The following is a 19,860-nucleotide window of genomic DNA, read 5'->3' on the forward strand; positions in this document are numbered from 1 at the left end:
AATGTTTAGACAAATGTATTGGACGCACTCACGAACGCTTCTTTTTATACTATTTGCCTTTTTTCTTGTCATCTTGACAGCTCCGCTGCTTGCTCCATATGATCCGTTGCAAATCAATATGAATGAACGTCTGCTGAAACCAAGTGCGGAGCATTTTTTCGGAACGGATTATTTGGGGCGAGACTTATTTTCTCGCATCCTAGCGGGAGGGCAAGTAACGGTCGGAACGAGTATTCTCGTATTGGGCATTGTTTTGTTGATCGGCGTTCCGTTAGGCATGTTTTCAGGATTTGTCGGAGGCCGTTTCGATCGTTATTTGATGAGAATCATAGACGCTTTTCTAGCTTTCCCTGATTTTATTGTCGCAATTGTACTGAGCGGTATTTTAGGCCCCGGTATGTTAAATTTAATTTTTGCAATCGTTGTAGCGAAATGGGGAAGCTATGTGCGGCTTGTCCGCAGCACGGTGTTATCTGAGAAAGAAAAAGATTACATTTTAATGGCGGTTGTCAATGGCTTAAGCACATTTCAAATTATTCGTAAACATTTGCTGCCCCATGTCGTGGGAAATGTGTTCGTTTTAGCGACGTTGGATCTCGGAAAAATTATTTTGTTGATCGCTTCCTTATCTTACATCGGCTTAGGAGCGCAGCCGCCAACTCCTGAATGGGGGGCGATGTTGAACGAAAGTACACCATATTTTCACACCTCGCCATATTTAATGTTTATTCCTGGAATTGCCATTATGTTTACTGTTCTAGTTTCTAATTTAGCTGGTGATGTATTGCGAGACCGTTTTGATGTAAAAGGATAAAGGGGAGATGGTATGTCATTATTAACTATTGATCAAATGCAAATTAATTTTCGAAATAAGCCGATTGTTGAAAATGTGAATATAACTGCCAGAAAAGGAGAATGGTTTACATTAATTGGCGAAAGCGGCAGCGGCAAAAGCATCACAGCTTCTGCGATTGGAGGGCTTCTGCCGAAAGAAATGTGGATAGCCTCCGGGCATATTCAGTTTGACAACAAGGATATGACTCATTTATCGAATAAAGAATTTCAGAATTTACGGGGAAAAGAAATATCTTATGTTTTCCAAGACTATCAAAGCTCGTTTACTCCTTTTATAAAAATCGGTAAGCAAATGGATGAAATGATCCAAGCTCATGGTTCTTTAACTAAAAACGAAAGAAAAGAAATCGCTTTTCAAGCATTGGAAGACGTACAACTCCCTGCAAAACGCGTCTACAATAGTTACCCTTTTCAATTAAGTGGCGGACAGCTGCAGCGTGCATCCATTGCTATGGCCATTATGCTGAATCCGAAATTGCTTATTGCTGATGAGCCTACCACTGCGCTTGACAGTATGACAGCAGCACATGTGTTAGAGGTCATCGCGAATATCAAAGAGAAAATCAATTGTGCAATATTATTTATTACACATGATTTGAGGCTTGCTAGGAAATATTCCGATACTGTTGCAGTAATGAAGAAAGGGGAGATTGTCGAAACAGGGACGAAAACAAATGTTATTCACCATCCTCGTCATCCTTATACCAAGCAATTATTGAGTGCCGCTCCAACCTTGCCGAATAAAATGCATAAAGTGATCACGTGAAGGCCGAGCGGTCATTCAGCGTTGTATCAGCGATTAGGCGTATTGTCTCGCCTGTTAAACTGGATTTTGCAATGGAAAGGAATATGTCATAATGGCAGATCTATTATTGGCCAAAAATATCAAAAAAATTTATGCTTCAGGTCATCAAGCAGTCAACGGGGTGTCGATATCGATACAAAAAGGCGAATGCGTCGGGCTTGTCGGTGAAAGCGGCAGCGGGAAAAGTACATTGGCGCGCTGCTTGCTTATGTTAGAAAAAATAAGCGAAGGCGAAATTTTTTTACATGACCAACCATTGCATAAAATGACTAAAAGAGAAATTCGAAAAATTCGCCATTGTATGCAAGCGGTGTTTCAAAATCCGGCAGCGGCTTTAAATCCAAAACGAAAGATCATCGATTCTGTCATGGAGGCATTAGATACACATCGTAATATCTACCCCATTTATTTGCAAGATGTAAGAGAGCACCGTGAATTATGCGCAAAGCGGCTGCTAGAGATGGTTGGGATGGCGGACCGCTATCTTTATCGCTATCCCCACGAGTTAAGCGGAGGGCAAAAACAACGTGTTGCCATTGCTCGTGCGATTAGCATCCAGCCGTCTTTGATCATTTTAGATGAACCGACAGCAAGCTTAGATGTCTATACACAAGGGCAAATATTAACTCTTTTAAAGGAGCTGCAAAAACAATTGGAATTATCCTATCTATTTATTTCCCATGATCTCCCGTCGGTTCATTTTTTAAGCGAGCGCATTTTGGTAATGAAAGATGGGGCTTTTATTGACTGCTTTCAAAAGAATGATATATTCTCTCAAGCCCGCCACCCATATACAAAAATGCTCATTAACTTGTTTGAAGGTTAAGGGGGATAATAATGACTCACCGAACTTATCTATCTTTGGCGATTCCGCTTATCATTTCAACGATCACCACCCCGTTATTAGGAGCTGTCGATACGGCAGTAGTGGGACAGCTTCCTGATCCAGCGTATATTGGCGGCGTAGCTGTAGGGACGATGATTTTTAATACGATGTATTGGTTGTTTGGCTTTTTGCGGGTCAGTACGTCCGGCTTTGCCGCACAAGCTTATGGTGCGCAAGATGCCAAGCAATGTTTTTTATATTTCGTAAGACCGTTCCTCATTGCGTTAGCCGTCGGCATTCTATTTATCCTCGTTCAATGGCCGATGAAGCATATCGCATTAACGCTTATTCATCCGGATGAGAAAGTCATGACTTTCACGGACGAATATTTTTCGATCCGCATTTGGGGAGCCCCGTTTACGCTGGCGAATTACGTCATTCTAGGATGGCTCATGGGAATGTCTCGTGTTAAAATTTCGCTATTTTTACAAGTATTTATGAATCTATTAAATGTTGTACTTGATTTGTTGTTTGTGAACGTTTTTCATCAAGATGTGAATGGTGTAGCCGCCGCTACATTGATTTCAGAAGTGGCTGCATTTCTCATTGGAATGTATATCGTGTTAAAGTCTTCCGATCTTCGCCTTTTCTCCATTCCTAGCAGCGAGCTGTGGAATGCAGGAGAATTTAAGAAGATGATGGCGGTCAATCGGGATTTGCTTATTCGCACGATTTGTTTGTTAACCGTGTTTAATCTTTTTACAGCGAGAGGTGCCTCTTTTGGTACCGAAATACTGGCAGCCAATGCCGTTCTCATTCAAATTCATTATATCATGGCGTACTTTTTAGACGGATTTGCCAATGCCAGCAGTATTCTCGTCGGAAAAGCTGTCGGTGCAAAGGATGAAGCTTTGTATAAACGCACTTTATCGTTGACAGGGCAATGGGCGATAATTTCCCCCTTGTTTATGATGCTTATTTATATACTGTTTAAAGATTCGATCATTCCTGTTTTTACGAAAAATCAGAACGTGATCGAACTGGCCAGCTCCTACAGTATTTGGGTCACGATATTTCCACTTGCGGCAAGCTTCGGTTTAATTCTCTACGGTGTTTTTACAGGAGCGACCATGACCAATCCGATTCGCAATTCCATGCTGATTTCTCTTGCAGTATATATTGTTTGTCTTTTCATTTTGATTCCGATGTATTATAACCACGGTTTGTGGCTTGCTTTTATTGTTTTCAGCCTCGGTCGGTCTGTGTTTTTAGCTATGTATGTTCCAGCATTAAACAGAACTTTATTCAAAAAATGAGGTGCCGGTGATCTTAAGTGCTGAGTCTATCAAACGATTGGACACATAAAGATATGCCTTAACTTACAGATCACGATCACTGTATATGCGGAATTTTTCATTTAGCAAAGAAACATAGCAATTATTTTTGATCATCTCGTGCATCATGATACTAGCGGAAAATGAAGGATGTTATAATACTTCAGTCATTATCAATTTTTGAAAAGGGAGCATGAATGAGTTGGAAATAAATCATCGTTGTTGAAACAGTAGAATCCAACCAAAAAGATTTCCGTGTAAAAATGTTGGAAAAGAATCATCTTTGTTGGAAACGGCAAGCAATGTCGGGGAATTGGCATCATGTGGGCGAGTTAAAAATGTGCGACAAAAAAGCAAGCAAGAGACCGACTTTCCCGTGGAATGTACGTGATGATTCGTCAAAGATCTGCTGCCAAAAATTTGCCTGAATTGATCGGCGTGATCAATGAAAAAAATAGCCACCGTGTTTTTTTTCGAAGATAAAGGATTTACATGCAGTCCTGATTTATTGGCCCGCCTTTTCATACGGCGGTGCTTCATACTCGGAATTTGCGAAACATTTGTGAATGATTGTGAGAGGAGAAAAACAGATGAATAAAGCATTGCCCATCATGATTCAAGGTACGCATTCCGATGCGGGAAAAAGCGTGATTGCGACAGGTTTTTGCCGAATTTTTGCGCAGGACGGATATCGAACGGCGCCGTTTAAATCACAAAATATGTCACTCAATTCGTATATTACCGTTGACGGCAAGGAAATCGGCCGCGCCCAAGGAGTGCAGGCGGAGGCGGCAAGAACGGTCGCAACTGCGGATATGAACCCGATTTTGATCAAGCCTGTGAGCGATCACACTTCACAAATTGTTGTGAACGGTAAGCCGTATCAAAATTATAAGGCAGCAGCGTATCGGCAGGAATTTTTTGAACTTGGTTTGCAGGTGATTAAAGAAGCGTATCATCATTTGGCAAGTACATATGAGCGAATCGTTATAGAAGGAGCGGGGAGCCCTGCGGAAATTAACTTAAATGATCGCGAGCTTGTCAATATGCGCATTGCCCGGTTAACAAACGCTCCTGTCATTCTTGTCGGCGACATTGATAGAGGCGGTGTATTTGCGAGTTTAGTAGGAACATTGCAGCTGCTTGAGCCTGAAGATCGCGATCGCGTAATTGGGGTAGTGATTAACAAGTTTCGCGGGGATATTTCCTTGCTGGAGCCGGGAATTCGCTGGTTTGAAGAGTATACAGGCAAACCGGTTTTAGGGGTCGTACCATATATTTCTAATTTAAACATTGAGGCGGAAGACGCCGTCATATTAGATACGTTTCCACGTACAAATGAGAAAACTAGCGAGATTGATATTGCTGTTATTCATGTTCCTCACATTTCGAACTTTACCGATGTTGACCCGTTTCTATATGAAAAGGATTGCCATGTTCGCTATGTAAAGGAGGCAAATGAACTCAGAGAACCGGATGTTGTCATTTTGCCGGGAACGAAAAATACAATTGAGGACTTATTGCTTTTGCGAAAATCCGGCTTTGAGGATGCGATAGAAAAGCTTTATCGTGCGAAAAAATCAGTCATTGTCGGCATATGCGGCGGTTATCAAATGCTCGGAAGGGAGATTTCAGACCCGCATCACGTAGAAACAACGATAGGGAGCGCAAACGGATTCGGTTTTTTCCCGATTCGCACCGCCATGATGAAAGAGAAAAGGACGACTCTTACAACAGGGATGGCCCACTTGGCTGATTGTAATATGCCGGTGGAAGGCTATGAAATTCATATGGGAACAACTTCTTATGAAGGGGACGTATCGCCATTTATTACGACCGAAGAAGGAGTTGACGGCTGCATAAGCCAAGACAGCCTCCTAATTGGAACGTATTTTCATGGCATATTTCATAACGATGAGTTTCGAACGGCATTTTTGAATTTGATAAGAAAAAGAAAAGGTCTTCCGGCGATTTATGAGCGGCCATCAATGAAAAACATTCGTGAAGAAGCATTTGACCGGCTTGCCGATTGTCTCCGGAAGCATGTAGACATCGAGTTTATTTATCGGGAAATGGAACGGTTTCAAAGCAAATCTTTTTTCTAAGAAAATAAACGGAAATCTGATATGTTTGTTCGCCTCTTTACATTTATATGGAAATCTTTTTTGCACTGTGATTTTAGCTGTCTGTTTTTTTATAAAAATCCGGGAGGAAACGGTCATGCGGTTAACAGATGAAGAAGTGCAATCTCTTTTACAAGAGATGGAAGATTGGAAGCTTCTTGAAGAGCGATGGATTGCAAGAAAGTACCTCTTTCAAGACGATTTGCAAGAAATAGAATTCGTGCGGCAAATTTCGGACATTTCTGAAGAAGTAAACCATCATCCCTTCATTTCTATTGACTATAAGTTCATCACGGTAAAAATTTCGTCTCAGAGAGCGAAAGGACTCACAAAGCTTGATTTCGAACTGGCGAAAAAATATGATGAAGCTTATGAAAAAATAAAAGCAGGGTAAGAACGAAAAAAGTGGATTATATGTGAAGCAGATGACGTGAAGAAAGCCGCATTTTCCGCCGCACCATAAGTTATGATATAAGGGACTTCTTTCCTCTTGAGAAGGAGAGCGGTTTTCAAAAAAATGATGCGATTTAAAAGGCATCCTGTTTTTCTCGAATAGATGGGCAGCTGAAATGATGCGGAGCTGCAAGAAGCGTGTATATGGTCTTTTTGGGGAAAATCTGCATTTATGGATAAAAAAACATGACGAAATTTTGCACACACAAAGCAGGCAACAAGGATGTTAGTTGATGTTGTTGAAGGAAAATTTTTAAGTGATCGGATCATGTCATAGCACCATTCAAGATATCATTGACAATGTTGAAGGAAAACAACCTGCCGAATTTAATCGTATGACCATGACCGAAGCGCTGCAAAAATCCTTTTGATTTACCGCGAAGCTTCGAAAGAATTATTTATACACCGCAGCACACTTGAATATCGCATTGAACGTGTTGAAGAAATACTCAATGTTGATTTAAATCATGCAGATATGCGCTTTGAGCTCATGATGGCATACAAGCTGTATAATTTGTTTGATTTTGACCAAAGCGAGCTGGCAAAAAGGTGAATTCTATTGATCGAGCAAAGGATTTTGGAACGGGATAAAGTCCGGCGGAAAAAACGGTTAAGCTATCGGGCAAGCGTGTAAAAAACATCTCCTGCGAATTTATGAATGAATCATTTCTGACACGTATTGGAAAGCTTTAGCAGGCTTAAAGAATTTAAACTCTAAGCGAAAAAAGGCAAATGAAACTCCGGCAGATGAGCCAATCTCCCTTGCCGGAGTTTTCTTTTTTTATGTGTTTTGCTGCCCATACAATCATTTTTTGCACGATATTTAAACGCCGTGCTCGGCTGCAACTTCTATGTGCTGAAACGTTGTGACGTCAAATAATCCTAAATCTGTAATTTTGAGCTCTGGAATGACAGGCAAACTTAAAAAAGAGAGCGTGAGGAAGAGATTGAAATGCCGATGTTTGCTCACTTTGTGCAGGCTGCTGTTCAATTCATCGAGTTGATGGGCGACGATTGGATATGCTTGATCTGACATCAATCCGCCGATCACAAGCGGCAAAGAGGCGAGCGTTTTTCCATCATTCACAACTACTAGCCCACCGCCGATTCTCTTTATCTCTTGAATGGAGCAGATCATATCCTCATCGTTTGTGCCGGCAACGATCACATTATGGGAATCGTGGGCGACGGTTGTGGCGACTGCACCGCCGATTAAGCCTAATCCTTTTACAATGGCAAGGCCAATGTTTCCAGTATTTTTATGGCGTTCGAGTACAGCCAGTTTTGCCAAATCTTTTTCAATGGAAGGGATGAAGCAAACACCGTCGCTCGGAACTTCCATCATTCTTTTAACCGTTTCAATTTGATTCGGAATAATTTCTATTACATGCGCTTTTTGGTTATTTTTTACGTGAATGGCCAACCGTTCTTTTGTAACCTCGTTTATGTTTAGATTGACAGAATTTCTTGATAAAACGGAAGGTTTTGGTTGATCTATAGATCCTATATATTGACCGTTTTCCGCTATCACTTTTCCGGCTTTCAAAACTTTTTCAATCGTAAAAGCTTTGAAGTTATCTACTATGACAAGATCTGCTCTATATCCAGGTGCGATCGCTCCTTTTTGCGATAGTCCGAAACATTGGGCGGCATTAATCGTCGCCATTTGAATCGCTATGAGAGGATCAAGTCCATGCTCGACGGCAAGACGAATATTGTAGTCAATGCTTCCCTCGGCAATTAAGTCGTCTAAATGCTTGTCATCCGTACAAAATAGACAGCGGTGGCTATTTTTTTCATTGACCACGCCGATTAGTTCTGGCAAATTTTTTGCAGCAGATCCTTGACGGATCATGACGTACATTCCGCGAGCAAGGCGGTCTTTTGCTTGCTCTTTTGTCACACATTCATGATCTGTTTGAATGCCGGCCGCTCTGTAAACATTGACTCCTTCAATGCCAAGACCTGCGCCGTGTCCGTCGATCTTATATGCTGATGCCGTTAAAAGCTTGTCAATGATGCGGTCATCTAAATTTTGAACACCTGGGAAATCCATCACTTCCGCAAGCCCGAGCACCCGAGGATGCTTGTAAAAAGGTGCAAGTTCATCATCATTTAACACAGCGCCGGCATTTTCAAACGAAGTCGCCGGAACGCAGGAAGGCAGCATGCAATACACATCTAAATCTAAGCCTTCTGAATCCTCCAGCATAAAAGATATACCTTTCGTCCCGGCGACATTCGCAATTTCATGCGGATCTATAATAACGGTTGTCACACCGTGGGGCAGAACTGCTTTGGAGAACTCCTTCGGTGTCACCATCGAAGATTCAATATGGACATGAGAGTCGATGAAACCTGGTACGATGAACTGATTCTCGGCATCAATGATGTTTACCCCATCATATTCTCCGATTCCAGCAATCACTCCGTCCGCAATGGCGATGTCTCCATGCAAAATTTCTAAATTGAAAACATCGGCAATTTTTCCGTTTTTAATCACAATGTCTGCCGGAATTTGTTTGCTAGCCACTTGGATTCTTTTCTTTAAAATGTTTTTGTCCATTCTCACTTTTCCCTTCTGTAGTAAACTCGCGCGTTGAGTTTGACAGGGAGAGTTGTGTATCGTCTCTCGTAGTCAAACTATTTACGGTAGTTTGGTAGAAACGTTTGGACCGTATTTCCAAACTTATACGAGAAAATCATTCGTATTTTTAAAAAGAGATTATACGACTCTAATTGAAACAAAGCAAGATAGTTGGCGCATTTCTTGACAGAAAAATTTTCTCAGGTATTGCGAAAAGCTGAGAATCACAGTTTCTCTGGTGCTCCAAACAGACCGGTTTTAAAAATTGGGCAGAACAACTCCTCCATAAACAAAGGAAATCATAATGAGAATGGCAGGGTGAACCTTCCATTTTTCTAAGGCAAAGTACGATACAGCAGCAATGATGAGCGATTGGATAATTCCGAGCGAATGGACAGAGTCTTCTATCATTTCCCAAGTTAAAAGCAGCATCATGACAGCAATAACAGGCTGGACAAGCAAGGTCATTCCTTTCACAACTAAAGATTCCCGGTGGCGCTGAATCAGTTTTAACAACAGAATCAAAGCGAAAGCTGACGGAAATACAGTTGCAAACAAGGCGATGAAAGCCCCCCACCAGCCGTACACATCATAACCGACGTATGCCGCAATCTTCGTTGCAATTGGCCCCGGCAAAGCATTTCCCAGTGCGAGCATATTGGAAAATTCAGCATTTGTCAGCCATTTGTAATGATTGACAATCTCCTCATACATGAGCGGAATGGAAGCGGGTCCTCCTCCATAACCGAGGATGTTGGCCAAAAAGAAACCGATGAATAAGCTGATCCAAATTTTCATGCCGACATCTCCTTGCTTTGGCGCTTCCGTTTTAAATGGAAAGCTCCATATGTTAAAAACATTAGAATTACAATAGCTGGATGAATCGAAATCACCTGCAGCAGACAAAACGAGACAATCATCAAGAGGACGCCAAGCCATTTTCCCAATCCTTTCACGGCCTTTGAAGAAAATTCGTAAGCCATCTGCCCGAGCATGGCGGCAATCACCGGCATAACAGCAGAAATCATACCGTGGATAACAGGTGAACCGCTTAAAGCCGTGACCATTTTGAACAATAAAATCATGGCTAAACAAGTAGGCAAAATATGTGCCGCAACGCAAATAAAAGCGCCTAATGCCCCTTTTTGTTTATATCCTAAGTAAGCGGCCATTTTTGTCGCGATCGGTCCGGGCAAGGTATTGGCAATGGCCAATATTTCAGCAAATTCTTCATCTTTTACCCAACGGTATCTGGAAACTGCTTCATAACGGAACAGCGGTATGACGGAAGGACCGCCTCCGAATCCAAAAATTCCGGTTCTCAGCATAGCCATGATAAGATTTTTATAAGATGTTTGCATGTTCCTCCCCCTCATCCTTTATAATTTCATGCCCATGCGGCTCTTGTATCGTTTAATGAGAATTTGACAGTCAACGCTGACGACACCGCGCATCGGATACAATTTTTTTGTTAAAAAATTTTCCATTTCTTGATTATTTTTAAAGATTCCATGCATATGGAGCTTGCTTGGTCCAGTCATATGGTACAAGCTTGTAACGGCATGCTCCTCCGCCAATTGTTCTGCCACTTCCTCTAAATATTGCGGTTCCACTTCAACGTTGAAAAAGGCGGAAACATGAATGCCGATTTTCGTCGGATTGATAACCGTCGTAAATTTCTCGATAATTCCTTTTTCAATTAAGTTGTTTATTCTCGCCTGAACGGCAACTCGAGACAAACCGATTTCTTTTCCGAGATCGGTATACGATATCCGGCTGTTTTCATGCAGCTTCTCTAAAATTTGTTTATCAATATGGTCTATGTCTAAATTCGGAATGTTGTATTCGAATGCCATTCATACCACCCTTTATTTCGTTATGTAGTTAATTTTCTAATTATAATTTCCTTTAGTATACAAAATATGTTTTATGATTTCTATAAAAAAATAAAAATATTTATTTGTTTACGAAACGAAAAAAACTTTGTTAAAAAAATTTACAAATTCAAGGAACTTTCCTCAGCAGCTTTCTATAATGAAATCAAATTTTTTAAAAAAGTTGAGAGGGGTGAAGAAAATGAAACGTACACATCCAGCCATCGCTATTTTCTTGTTTTTTCTAGGATGGGTATTTATGTATGCGGATCGAAATATTTTGTCGCCAGTGATGGGAGAAATAGGAGAGCAGTGGAATTTAAACAATAGTCAATTAGGTTTGATGTCCACTGTATTTTTTATTGCCTATTCGATCATGCAAATTCCAACAGGATTTTTGGCTGATCGGTTTGGAAGGGTGAAAGTTTTAGTAATTGGTTATATATTATTTGGCATTACCACTTTTTTGAGCGGATTGGCATCTTCATTTGCATTGTTTTTGCTGATGCGCGCTTTAACAGGTATTGGAGAAGGCACTTATTACGGTTCGCAATACGGAATTTCTTCCAACATTACCCCTAAAAAATACAGAGGGATCGTTTCTGCAGTGATCAATAGCGGAATGGCTTTCGGCATTTCTCTTGGTTTTATTGCTGCTAGCTATTTCACATATACCTTAAACAAAGGATGGCAATTTTCATTTTATCTATTTGCCATTCCAACTATTATTGTTGCCATTTTGATAGGAATATGTGTACGAGATCAATCCAGCCATGAAAAAAAACAAGAAGTTCCTCATATGAAAGATAGCCAAAACTTAAAACGGTTGTTTACAAAAAATCATCTTTTCGTTTACATTCTCATCTTCTGCTCTTTATATGGATTCTTCGGAATGCTGACTTGGTTGCCTTATTATTTGCAGACGGTAAAAGGGGTAGACGGTTCGCAAACAGGGATCATTTCTTCTTTGGTGCCGTGGGCTTCGATTCCGGGGGCTATTTTCTTTGGATATGTTTCAGATAAAGTAAAAAATAAAAAGCCGTTGATCATTTTTTTAGCTGTTGCTGGAGCTGTTTGCCAATTTGTCATCCCTTATGCGGAAAATTATTCTTTGCTGCTAGCAGGATTAGTTTTTTACGGACTGCTAGGAAAACTGGCACTCGATCCCGTATTAATATCTTATATGGCTGAAATTACGCCGTCTTCCATGTACTCCAAAGTGTATGGTTTTTTCAATTTCAGCGGAATGCTTTCTTCCATTTTTGCCCCTTATATTACAGGCTATTTTGCCGATATAACCGGCAAGCTTGAAATCGGTTTTTATTTGTCAGGTGTTTTGCTAATCATCGGCGCTGTTTTATTTCTATTTACGGAAGGTTCAAATCGCATGTCCGATTTCGTTCAAAACAATAAACCGAGGGAGGAACAAGCAATATGAGCCAATCAATGATCGGAACGAAAAGTATGGTTGTCAGTCCGCATTATTTAGCATCGGCAGCTGGCTGCCGCATACTGCAAAAAGGGGGAAATGCTTTCGATGCAGCGGTAGCGGTCAGCGCCTGCTTAGCGGTCGTTTATCCGCACATGACAGGGATCGGGGGAGATTCTTTTTGGCTGTTTTACAGTAAAAAGGATCAAGCAGTTCGTGCGTATAACGGCAGCGGCCGGTCAGGCTATAACGCCACGCCTGAAAAATACGAAGGTTTACCCGCCATTCCGTATCGAGGCATTCAAAGTGTTATCACCGTGCCGGGAATGGTTGACAGTTGGGATGCCATCATAAAAGAATACGGAAGACTTTCATTGGCGGAGGTTTTAGAGCCTGCTATCGAATATGCGGAAAATGGATTCCCTTTTTCAAAGGATCAATATGTCAACACGCAAAAAAATGTTCAAATTCTGCGAGAATTTCCGGAAACATCATCGATTTTCCTGCCTCATCATCGAATTCCGAGCATAAATGAAAAATTTATTCAGAAGCAATTGGCGGATACATTGAAAGAGTTAGCGAACAAAGGAAGAGATCATTTTTACAAAGGCAGTTTAACAAAACGCATTGTATCAAGCCTTCGAGAAAAAGGCGGGATTTTAATAGAGGATGATTTTGCGGATCATCACGGAGATTGGGTCGAACCGCTGAGCGGAACTTACCGCGGTTATACCATGTATCAGGTTCCGCCCAATTCACAAGGCTTTGCCGGGCTAATGGCGCTAAATATTTTAGAAAACTTTGATTTTAAAACGATTCCGCACGGTTCTTTTCAGTATTATCACCTTTTGACAGAATCATTGAAAAAAAGCTTTCAAGACCGAAACAAAGTATTGACAGATCCCGAATTCTACCAGATTCCGCTTGATAAATTGTTAAGCAAAACATATGCGAAAAAGCTGGCCGAATCGATCAGTCTGACAAAAGCAAGCGAAGTGAAGACTCAGCCTGTCGGAAACGACACTGCCCATGCGGCTGTCGTGGATGAAGAGGGGAATGCGGTTTCCTTTATACAAAGTCTTTATTTTGAATTCGGTTCATGTGTTGTTGCTGGTGACACAGGGATTTTAATGCAAAACAGAGGATCGTTCTTTTCTCTTGATCGTTCGCATGTCAATTGCTTGGCGCCGAGAAAAAGAACGTTCCACACGCTGATGCCTGCAATGGCTTTTAAAGATGGAAAGCCGTATATTTTATACGGAACACAAGGAGGAGAAGGGCAGCCGCAAACACAAACAGCTATCATTACAAGAATGATTGATTATCGAATGAGCCCTGCAGAAGCAATATATGAGCCAAGGTTTGTGTGGGGAAGAACGTGGGGAGAAGAGACGGAAGAATTGAAGATGGAAGGCCGCATCTCAAAAGAAGTGATCGAATCGATGATCAAAGCTGGCCATCTTGTGAAAGTTGTTGAACCTATTGATAAAATAATGGGGCATGCCAACGCCATATTAATTGATGAACAAAGCTTTTTACATGGCGGGGTTGATCCAAGAGGAGACGGTGCGGCAATCGGTTGGTAACGACGAATTCATAAAAAGCGGGGATTTATGCTATCCGTTGTTTCATATTTAAATATATTGGAGAAGGGTTTACGGAAAGTATCCAGCTAGGGCAAAGCCTGCAGAATTCATTATTGGAATTCTACAGGCTTTTATCATTTGAAGAGGTTCTCACATCGGTATATTCAACCCTGGAAATAAATTAGGAGAAGTTACAGCCAAAAGAAAGGTTTTAGTAGAAATATATAGGGAAGCGAAAACACCAACGATTGCAACAAGCGGTTTCGCGGACTAAATCTTTCATCAAACCTCCTTAACAAAACTTACATTGATTTCCAGCTGCTGCTTTTCGTCAAAAACAAACAGCAAAATGAAATTTTATATTCCGCAATACTGGTCCATATAATTGCTAACAAATAGCCAAAAATGCCATGATGACCATTTTAATCTCCTTCACCATCTACACAGGCAATCATATTAGAACATTTTTTATGTATTTTTACTTATCAAATTTGTATTTGATTATTTACAAGTAATAATAAGGGGTATAACTAATATATAAAAAGAAAATTTTTAACAGCGCTCATTACGTTTGTTATTTCTACTTTTATCATAGCGATTTTATTTCGCCAGTAGCATGTCTTTCTGACCAACAAACAGGATCTTCTTTTCACAATCTTCTCATGATATCTCATCTGTAAGCTTTGGGGTGTTCTTTTATGGACTACCCATATCGATAGCAATTGCTTTCATTACCAAAAGGTTTTTCGCATTTGCTTTACATATAATCTTCGGAATATTATAATGCTCCCATAAGGTGAGACACATGAGCGTGATAAATAAGTTATAATGATACCATGAAAAAAAGAAACCGATATACCGCAGAATTTAAAGCTAAGGTGGTTCTTGAGGTGTTGCGTGAAGAGCAAACCGTCAATGAAATAGCCGCCAAATATGAATTAAGCCCAGTCATGGTCAGTCGTTGGAAAGCAGAATTTCTAGAACGATCCTCGATGGTCTTTGAAAAAGGCTCAAGCGAAGTGGATAAAATCCGTAAAGAATATGAGGCCAAACAAGAAAATTTAGAGAAATTGGTAGGTCAGTTAACGGTTGAAGTTGACTGGCTGAAAAAAAAATCTGGACTCAAATAAGTCTGTTGACGAACGAAAGGCTATGGTCGAATTCAATCACCCATCGATCAGCATCAAGCGTCAGGCACAGTTATTAGGTATTCATCGTACTAGCGTGTATCGCCAATCAAAGGGGCAAACAGAAAGCTCAGAAAACATCATGCTCATGCATGAAATGGATATGCTTTATACAGCTCATCCCTACTTTGGCTACAGGCGCATGACTGCGAAACTTCGTGAGAAAGGATTTGATGTGAATCATAAACGCGTACGCCGTCTCATGCGCCTTATGGGTATACAAGCTATTTACCCTAAACCCAACCTTAGTAAGAGGCTACATGCCAAGTACTGCCGGCCTTACCTGCTCCGTGGATTGGAGATCACCCGTCCGAACCATGTATGGGGAGTGGATATCACCTACCTTCGTATGGGACGGGGCTTTATGTACCTGTTTACCATCATCGACTGGTTCAGCCGCAAAGTGATCGATTACGAGTTATCTAGTACGCTGGAGAAAGGATTTGTCATCGACTGTCTGAAGCGGGCATTGCGTCATGGTAAGCCGGCCATCATCAATAGTGACCAGGGCAGCCATTTTACAAACGCTGACTATCTCGGGCTGTTGAAAGAGTATGGCATCCAGGTATCAATGGATGGCAAAGGACGAGCAACAGACAATAGTCGTACGGAACGATTCTTTAGAGCTTTAAAGTATGAATGTATCTATCTCAATGAATTCGAGAATCCTAAAGAGTTGCGAAAAGGCATTCGACGCTATGTTACGTTCTATAATACAGACCGACCTCACCAATCCTTGGACTATTTGACGCCAGCAACAGTGTACAAGCAACCTAAGATGGCTCAAGCATCCTAACCATCGAACGTGATGAGAGGCTTTATATGGAGAGACGGGCATGATAGGCTGTTTTAGCCATGCGATGTTATCTGTCCATCGCTCCAGCGCAAAAAATCGTGCCCGTAGAGGCTCCATGTCAAGCCTTTTTTGCACACGCACCACATTCATAGCGAAAGGAGAGAATGGATAACTTAAATATTATCAATTTGTGTCTTGACAAAGGGGTGCATTACATATTGCCTGCTATTGTATTATGGTTTTTGCAGTTTTTTCTTTAGCTATTTCCGTTATTTTTTTTCTTCGTTGACGAAGTCATTAAATATGGAATAAATAGGGGCTTAATGGTTGAATCCTCATGAAACAGAATGAAACATCGGGAAAGTTATTCTTCAGTTTAGGACTGTAGCCAATTGAGCAACATACATCTGAAAGTGAGTGCTGAAAATGTTTCAAAAAAACCGGAGAGCTTTGGAGTGCATGATAAATACCTTGGCTGTAGTATGGAAAACTTTGATTGGACGAGCAAACTGGACAGAGATCAAGAAGGAAATAACGTCCCCAGAGGATTATGCGGAGAAGGTCATAAGCATAATCAGATAATCTGCACGCGATAATGCCCAAATACGAAAATTAAAATAAATAGGCAAGACAACAATCCACTGAAAGTCGCTGCGCCAAATGCTAGATACGAGCTAAATCGGTTGAGAATATACGTTCTTCTATAGTATGATAAAATAGTTATCTCGTTTATTTTTAAAAGGGTGTTTGGATATGGACACAGAAACTGCATCTGTGAGAACGTTTAAATATGGAAACAATCTCGAAGTAAAAATTGAACTAAATGATTGCATATCCTTTTTAAAGTCTTTAAAAGATGAAAGCATCGACTTGATTGTAACAGACCCTGCTTATTCTGGAATGAATAACAAGCTGAAGCTCGGGAAGGGCAGAATCGTCGGTGAATATAAGCAAAAGGGAACGGAAAATGGGAAATGGTTTGCGGAATTTGAAGACAGTGAAGAAAACTATCATCTTTTTTTACAAGAGTGCAAGAGGGTGCTGAAAAAAGATACAGGGCACATTTACATCATGTTTGATTCTTTTTCTTTATTAAGCTTAGGGCATTTAATGAGAGAGTACTTTGACGTAAAAAACATCATCACTTGGGATAAAATCAATATGGGAATGGGGCATTATTTTAGAAGAAGGCACGAATATATTATTTTTGCTACGAACGGAAACAACCGCAAAATTAGAAACCGGTCTTTTCCGGATGTATGGCGGTTTAAACGAATTCACCATTCGAAATATCCGACGCAAAAACCGGTTGAGCTGTTCCAAGCGATGATTTATGCAAGTGCCGAAGAGGGATTTACGGTTTGCGACCCGTTTTTAGGGAGCGGATCGTCAGCTATTGCAGCCATAAAAAACAACTGCCGCTTTTTAGGATGCGATATCGCAAACAATGCTTTTACAGCCAATGAAGAAAGAATTCATCACTATCTTAAAACAAAAGAAGACATCTATCAGCCCAAGCCTTGCCATATCGAAGGCGAACCGGTATTTTGGGAATAAAGACCGATCATAACTACGCAGCTTGCAAATGTTATTCATCTTCACCAAACCATAAAAAAATCGGCGTTTAGCCGATTTTTTTATTTTGATCATTGTCTGATCCAAGTCCATATTTCTTTTGGCGTGGCATTTTTTCCGTACATTAAGATGTCGATTTTGAATATTTTTCCAGCTAGTTTCATAAAGATCCAAACACTTATTATTAAGATTGCAAGTGATATGACAATTTCCGCCCATGGCCATTCCTCTAATATCGACAAACGAAGAACGGTATGTAGAAGGATTGCAAAAAAATTGCAACTTCTGGAGCTCAGGATGTAAATAAAAAAATTCGAAGCAGCTGATAAAAAAATGTACGGAAAAACACGCAGCAAAATGGAACTGTAAAAAAGGTCAACAGCAGATGAAAAATTTCTATGTATTTTGCGACAGTCTTTTTTTAAATACTTTTTCTAGCGCATGTTTGCTGAATCTATGGACAGAAGTGAAAAACTCGGGAATATTCATCCTCTTGTTTAGGAAGTATAAGAAAAAACAAGAGGAGATGTTGTGATGAGAAAATTTGTCATTTTGCTCTGCCTTTCGCTCGCTCTTTCTGGATGCGGAAATGGAAATGATAAAAAGCAGGGCGCTTCTTATGATCAACAGCAAGGAACGACAACTCAAAATGAAGGAGATAGCTCGCTCATTAGGATACAGCATAGCCAATCTCCAGCAAAACGAATACAAAAGGTAAAGCCTGATCAGACGGCCCGCGACAAAAGACCTATTAACTCAATTGGATTTCTTGAGCCGATCACTCCGCAGCAATCCGTTTCTGACTTAAAAGGTGTCAGCCAGCATTTATCATATGTAGCTTTTTTCAGTTACCGAGTGAACGCCGATGGAAGTCTTGTTCCAATTGAAGACAGTGAAGCACTCGCAGCTGCTAAAAAATCCGGTGCGATTCCGATGATGGTCATCACCAATTTTACAGAAGGAAATTTTTCACCGGATATTGCTCATCGGATCTTTACAGATAAAACAGCCTCTAAAAGTTTGATCAATGGCGTTATTCAGACGATGAAAGCAAAAGGATATAAAGCTTTAAATATCGACTTTGAACATATTCGGGAAAAGGATCGTGAGCTGTATAACGGCTTTCTCGAAACGATTTTGCCGCAGGTTCGCAAAGCCGGCTTTACGGTTTCAACTGCATTGGCCCCAAAAACGAGTGATGAACAAAGAGGACCATGGCACGGAGCCCATGATTATAAGAGACATGGAGAGTTAGCAGATTTTGTTATTTTGATGACGTATGAATGGGGATGGTCCGGCGGTCCGCCAATGGCGGTGTCACCGATTCCGCAAGTTCGCAAAGTACTGGATTATGCCGTTTCCGTCATTCCGCGAAACAAAATTGTGATGGGCGCCCCTTTGTATGGGTACGATTGGACTTTACCATACAAAAAAGGCGGAAAATTTGCCAAACGAATCGCTCCGGCGGAAGCAGCAGACCTAGCGGCGAAAGAAGGAGTTGAAATTCAGTATGACAACGAGGCGCAGGCACCTTGGTTTCGCTACACCGATGATCAAAACAAAACACATGAGGTCTGGTTTGAAAATGAACAAAGCATGCAGGCAAAGTTTAATCTCGTAAAAGAATACGGACTGAATGGAGTGGCATATTGGGTGCTTGGCGAACCTTTCCCTCAAAATTGGACTTTGCTTGAAGAGGAGTTTATCATTCAAAGACACTAAGCGGAGAAAAATGGCATTAGCCCGCAACATTCTGAAAGAAGAAGGCGTCAACTGTTTGCAGATCAAAATCGAAGGCATACAAAATCAGTAGAGAAAAACAGCTCGTTTTTCTCTACTTGATTTATTTTAGGGACTTGTTCGGAAACCGTTTATGAAAATTGAGCCGTTTTTTTGCTTATTTATGATAATGATCATTTCACCAAATACCAAACAAACATATTGCTTTCATTATTTACCTGATCTATTTCAACTGTTCCATCATAAAACCGTTTTTATTCATAAACTGAGCAGGTTGCGCAAAAATGCACATGATCATATCCCCACCCTGCATAATTGTGCACAAAAGTGCTATAGTTTAATAAAACATATGAAGTCAGCAGTAAACGCTGGCTTTTTTGTTGGATGATATTGTGATGAAACGTTGCTAAAAATATATTGGTTCAAATGAATATAACTGTTGGTGATTTTATAATCACTAATTTAAGGACATTAAGTGAATGATTTTATATTTGCTAATAAAATATCCATAAAAATAATATGGTACCGTCAAGAATTTTGTGTAATGTAAGATAGATAGGGTATCTCTGAAATGGATTTAGAATAGAGAGGTATATTTCCTCCACACAGGAGACTGAATATTTAGTCTCCTGTGTGGAAAGGGAGAATCCACTTATTTTATTTATTTACAATATTTAGTTAACAATAACG

The 19,860-nt window shown here is 40.6% G+C and carries 16 protein-coding genes, 1 pseudogene and 1 riboswitch; of the genes and pseudogenes, 12 read left to right on the plus strand and 5 right to left on the minus strand.

The window, feature by feature from the left end; all coding sequences use genetic code 11:
* Position 1: 1 nt before the first annotated feature.
* The 7 genes from nikC (at position 2) to NSQ71_RS07670 (ending at position 6,949) form a co-directional block, all read left to right on the plus strand.
* The gene (nikC, locus tag NSQ71_RS07640) at positions 2 to 814 is read left to right on the plus strand and encodes a nickel transporter permease (RefSeq protein ID WP_133309130.1); all 813 of its coding nucleotides are present in this window, start codon (positions 2 to 4) and stop codon (positions 812 to 814) included.
* A 12-nt stretch (positions 815 to 826) separates the two neighbouring features.
* Complete coding sequence (locus NSQ71_RS07645) at positions 827 to 1,621, plus strand: ABC transporter ATP-binding protein (RefSeq protein ID WP_340733571.1); 795 nt, start codon at positions 827 to 829, stop codon at positions 1,619 to 1,621.
* A gap of 91 nt (positions 1,622 to 1,712) precedes the next feature.
* Complete coding sequence (locus NSQ71_RS07650; protein WP_066248459.1) at positions 1,713 to 2,486, plus strand: ABC transporter ATP-binding protein; 774 nt, start codon at positions 1,713 to 1,715, stop codon at positions 2,484 to 2,486.
* Between the two features lie 11 nt (positions 2,487 to 2,497).
* A complete protein-coding gene (locus NSQ71_RS07655; protein ID WP_327856200.1) occupies positions 2,498 to 3,802 on the plus strand; it encodes an MATE family efflux transporter in 1,305 nt (434 codons plus the stop codon).
* Between the two features lie 608 nt (positions 3,803 to 4,410).
* Positions 4,411 to 5,925 (plus strand): cobyric acid synthase, encoded by a 1,515-nt coding sequence (locus NSQ71_RS07660; protein ID WP_340733573.1) that lies wholly within the window; start codon positions 4,411 to 4,413, stop codon positions 5,923 to 5,925.
* A 115-nt stretch (positions 5,926 to 6,040) separates the two neighbouring features.
* Positions 6,041 to 6,337, plus strand: coding sequence for a 4a-hydroxytetrahydrobiopterin dehydratase (locus tag NSQ71_RS07665; RefSeq protein WP_063388252.1), 297 nt, complete (start codon positions 6,041 to 6,043; stop codon positions 6,335 to 6,337).
* A gap of 426 nt (positions 6,338 to 6,763) precedes the next feature.
* Positions 6,764 to 6,949 (plus strand): helix-turn-helix domain-containing protein, encoded by a 186-nt coding sequence (locus NSQ71_RS07670; RefSeq protein ID WP_340733574.1) that lies wholly within the window; start codon positions 6,764 to 6,766, stop codon positions 6,947 to 6,949.
* A gap of 270 nt (positions 6,950 to 7,219) precedes the next feature.
* On the opposite strand, the gene ade is transcribed toward NSQ71_RS07670, so the two are convergent.
* The 4 genes from ade to NSQ71_RS07690 all read right to left on the minus strand — a co-directional run bounded on the left by ade (position 7,220) and on the right by NSQ71_RS07690 (position 10,839).
* Entirely contained in the window at positions 7,220 to 8,962 is a 1,743-nt protein-coding gene (ade, locus tag NSQ71_RS07675; protein ID WP_340733576.1) for an adenine deaminase, read from the minus strand.
* Between the two features lie 49 nt (positions 8,963 to 9,011).
* Positions 9,012 to 9,113, minus strand: a riboswitch (purine riboswitch).
* 128 nt (positions 9,114 to 9,241) lie between these two features.
* Entirely contained in the window at positions 9,242 to 9,781 is a 540-nt protein-coding gene (locus tag NSQ71_RS07680) for a chromate transporter (protein WP_340733577.1), read from the minus strand.
* Entirely contained in the window at positions 9,778 to 10,344 is a 567-nt protein-coding gene (locus NSQ71_RS07685) for a chromate transporter (RefSeq protein WP_340733579.1), read from the minus strand. The genes NSQ71_RS07680 and NSQ71_RS07685 overlap by 4 nt, the downstream gene beginning before the upstream one ends.
* An 18-nt stretch (positions 10,345 to 10,362) precedes the next feature.
* Complete coding sequence (locus tag NSQ71_RS07690; RefSeq protein ID WP_063388247.1) at positions 10,363 to 10,839, minus strand: Lrp/AsnC family transcriptional regulator; 477 nt, start codon at positions 10,837 to 10,839, stop codon at positions 10,363 to 10,365.
* Positions 10,840 to 11,059: 220 nt separating this feature from the next.
* Here NSQ71_RS07690 and NSQ71_RS07695 point away from each other — a divergent pair, with 220 nt between their 5' ends.
* The 4 genes from NSQ71_RS07695 (at position 11,060) to NSQ71_RS07710 (ending at position 17,412) form a co-directional block, all read left to right on the plus strand.
* Entirely contained in the window at positions 11,060 to 12,295 is a 1,236-nt protein-coding gene (locus tag NSQ71_RS07695; RefSeq protein WP_340733581.1) for an MFS transporter, read from the plus strand.
* Positions 12,292 to 13,872 (plus strand): gamma-glutamyltransferase, encoded by a 1,581-nt coding sequence (gene ggt / locus NSQ71_RS07700; RefSeq protein WP_340733582.1) that lies wholly within the window; start codon positions 12,292 to 12,294, stop codon positions 13,870 to 13,872. The genes NSQ71_RS07695 and ggt overlap by 4 nt, the downstream gene beginning before the upstream one ends.
* An 836-nt stretch (positions 13,873 to 14,708) precedes the next feature.
* A protein-coding gene (locus tag NSQ71_RS07705; protein ID WP_445684688.1) for an IS3 family transposase occupies positions 14,709 to 15,855 on the plus strand; the annotation gives its coding sequence in 2 pieces (ribosomal slippage) (positions 14,709 to 14,980 and positions 14,979 to 15,855; 1,149 coding nt in all).
* Positions 15,856 to 16,608: 753 nt separating this feature from the next.
* Positions 16,609 to 17,412, plus strand: a complete 804-nt coding sequence (locus NSQ71_RS07710) for a DNA-methyltransferase (protein WP_340733585.1) — start codon at positions 16,609 to 16,611, stop codon at positions 17,410 to 17,412.
* Between the two features lie 89 nt (positions 17,413 to 17,501).
* Here NSQ71_RS07710 and NSQ71_RS07715 read toward each other — a convergent pair.
* A pseudogene (locus NSQ71_RS07715) lies at positions 17,502 to 17,681 on the minus strand (ABC transporter permease); the annotation flags it as partial.
* Between the two features lie 283 nt (positions 17,682 to 17,964).
* Here NSQ71_RS07715 and NSQ71_RS07720 point away from each other — a divergent pair.
* Positions 17,965 to 19,152 (plus strand): glycosyl hydrolase family 18 protein, encoded by a 1,188-nt coding sequence (locus NSQ71_RS07720; RefSeq protein ID WP_130157876.1) that lies wholly within the window; start codon positions 17,965 to 17,967, stop codon positions 19,150 to 19,152.
* Positions 19,153 to 19,860 lie beyond the last annotated feature (708 nt).

Source organism: Aeribacillus sp. FSL M8-0235, assembly GCF_038000355.1.
Classification (GTDB): domain Bacteria; phylum Bacillota; class Bacilli; order Bacillales; family Aeribacillaceae; genus Aeribacillus; species Aeribacillus composti.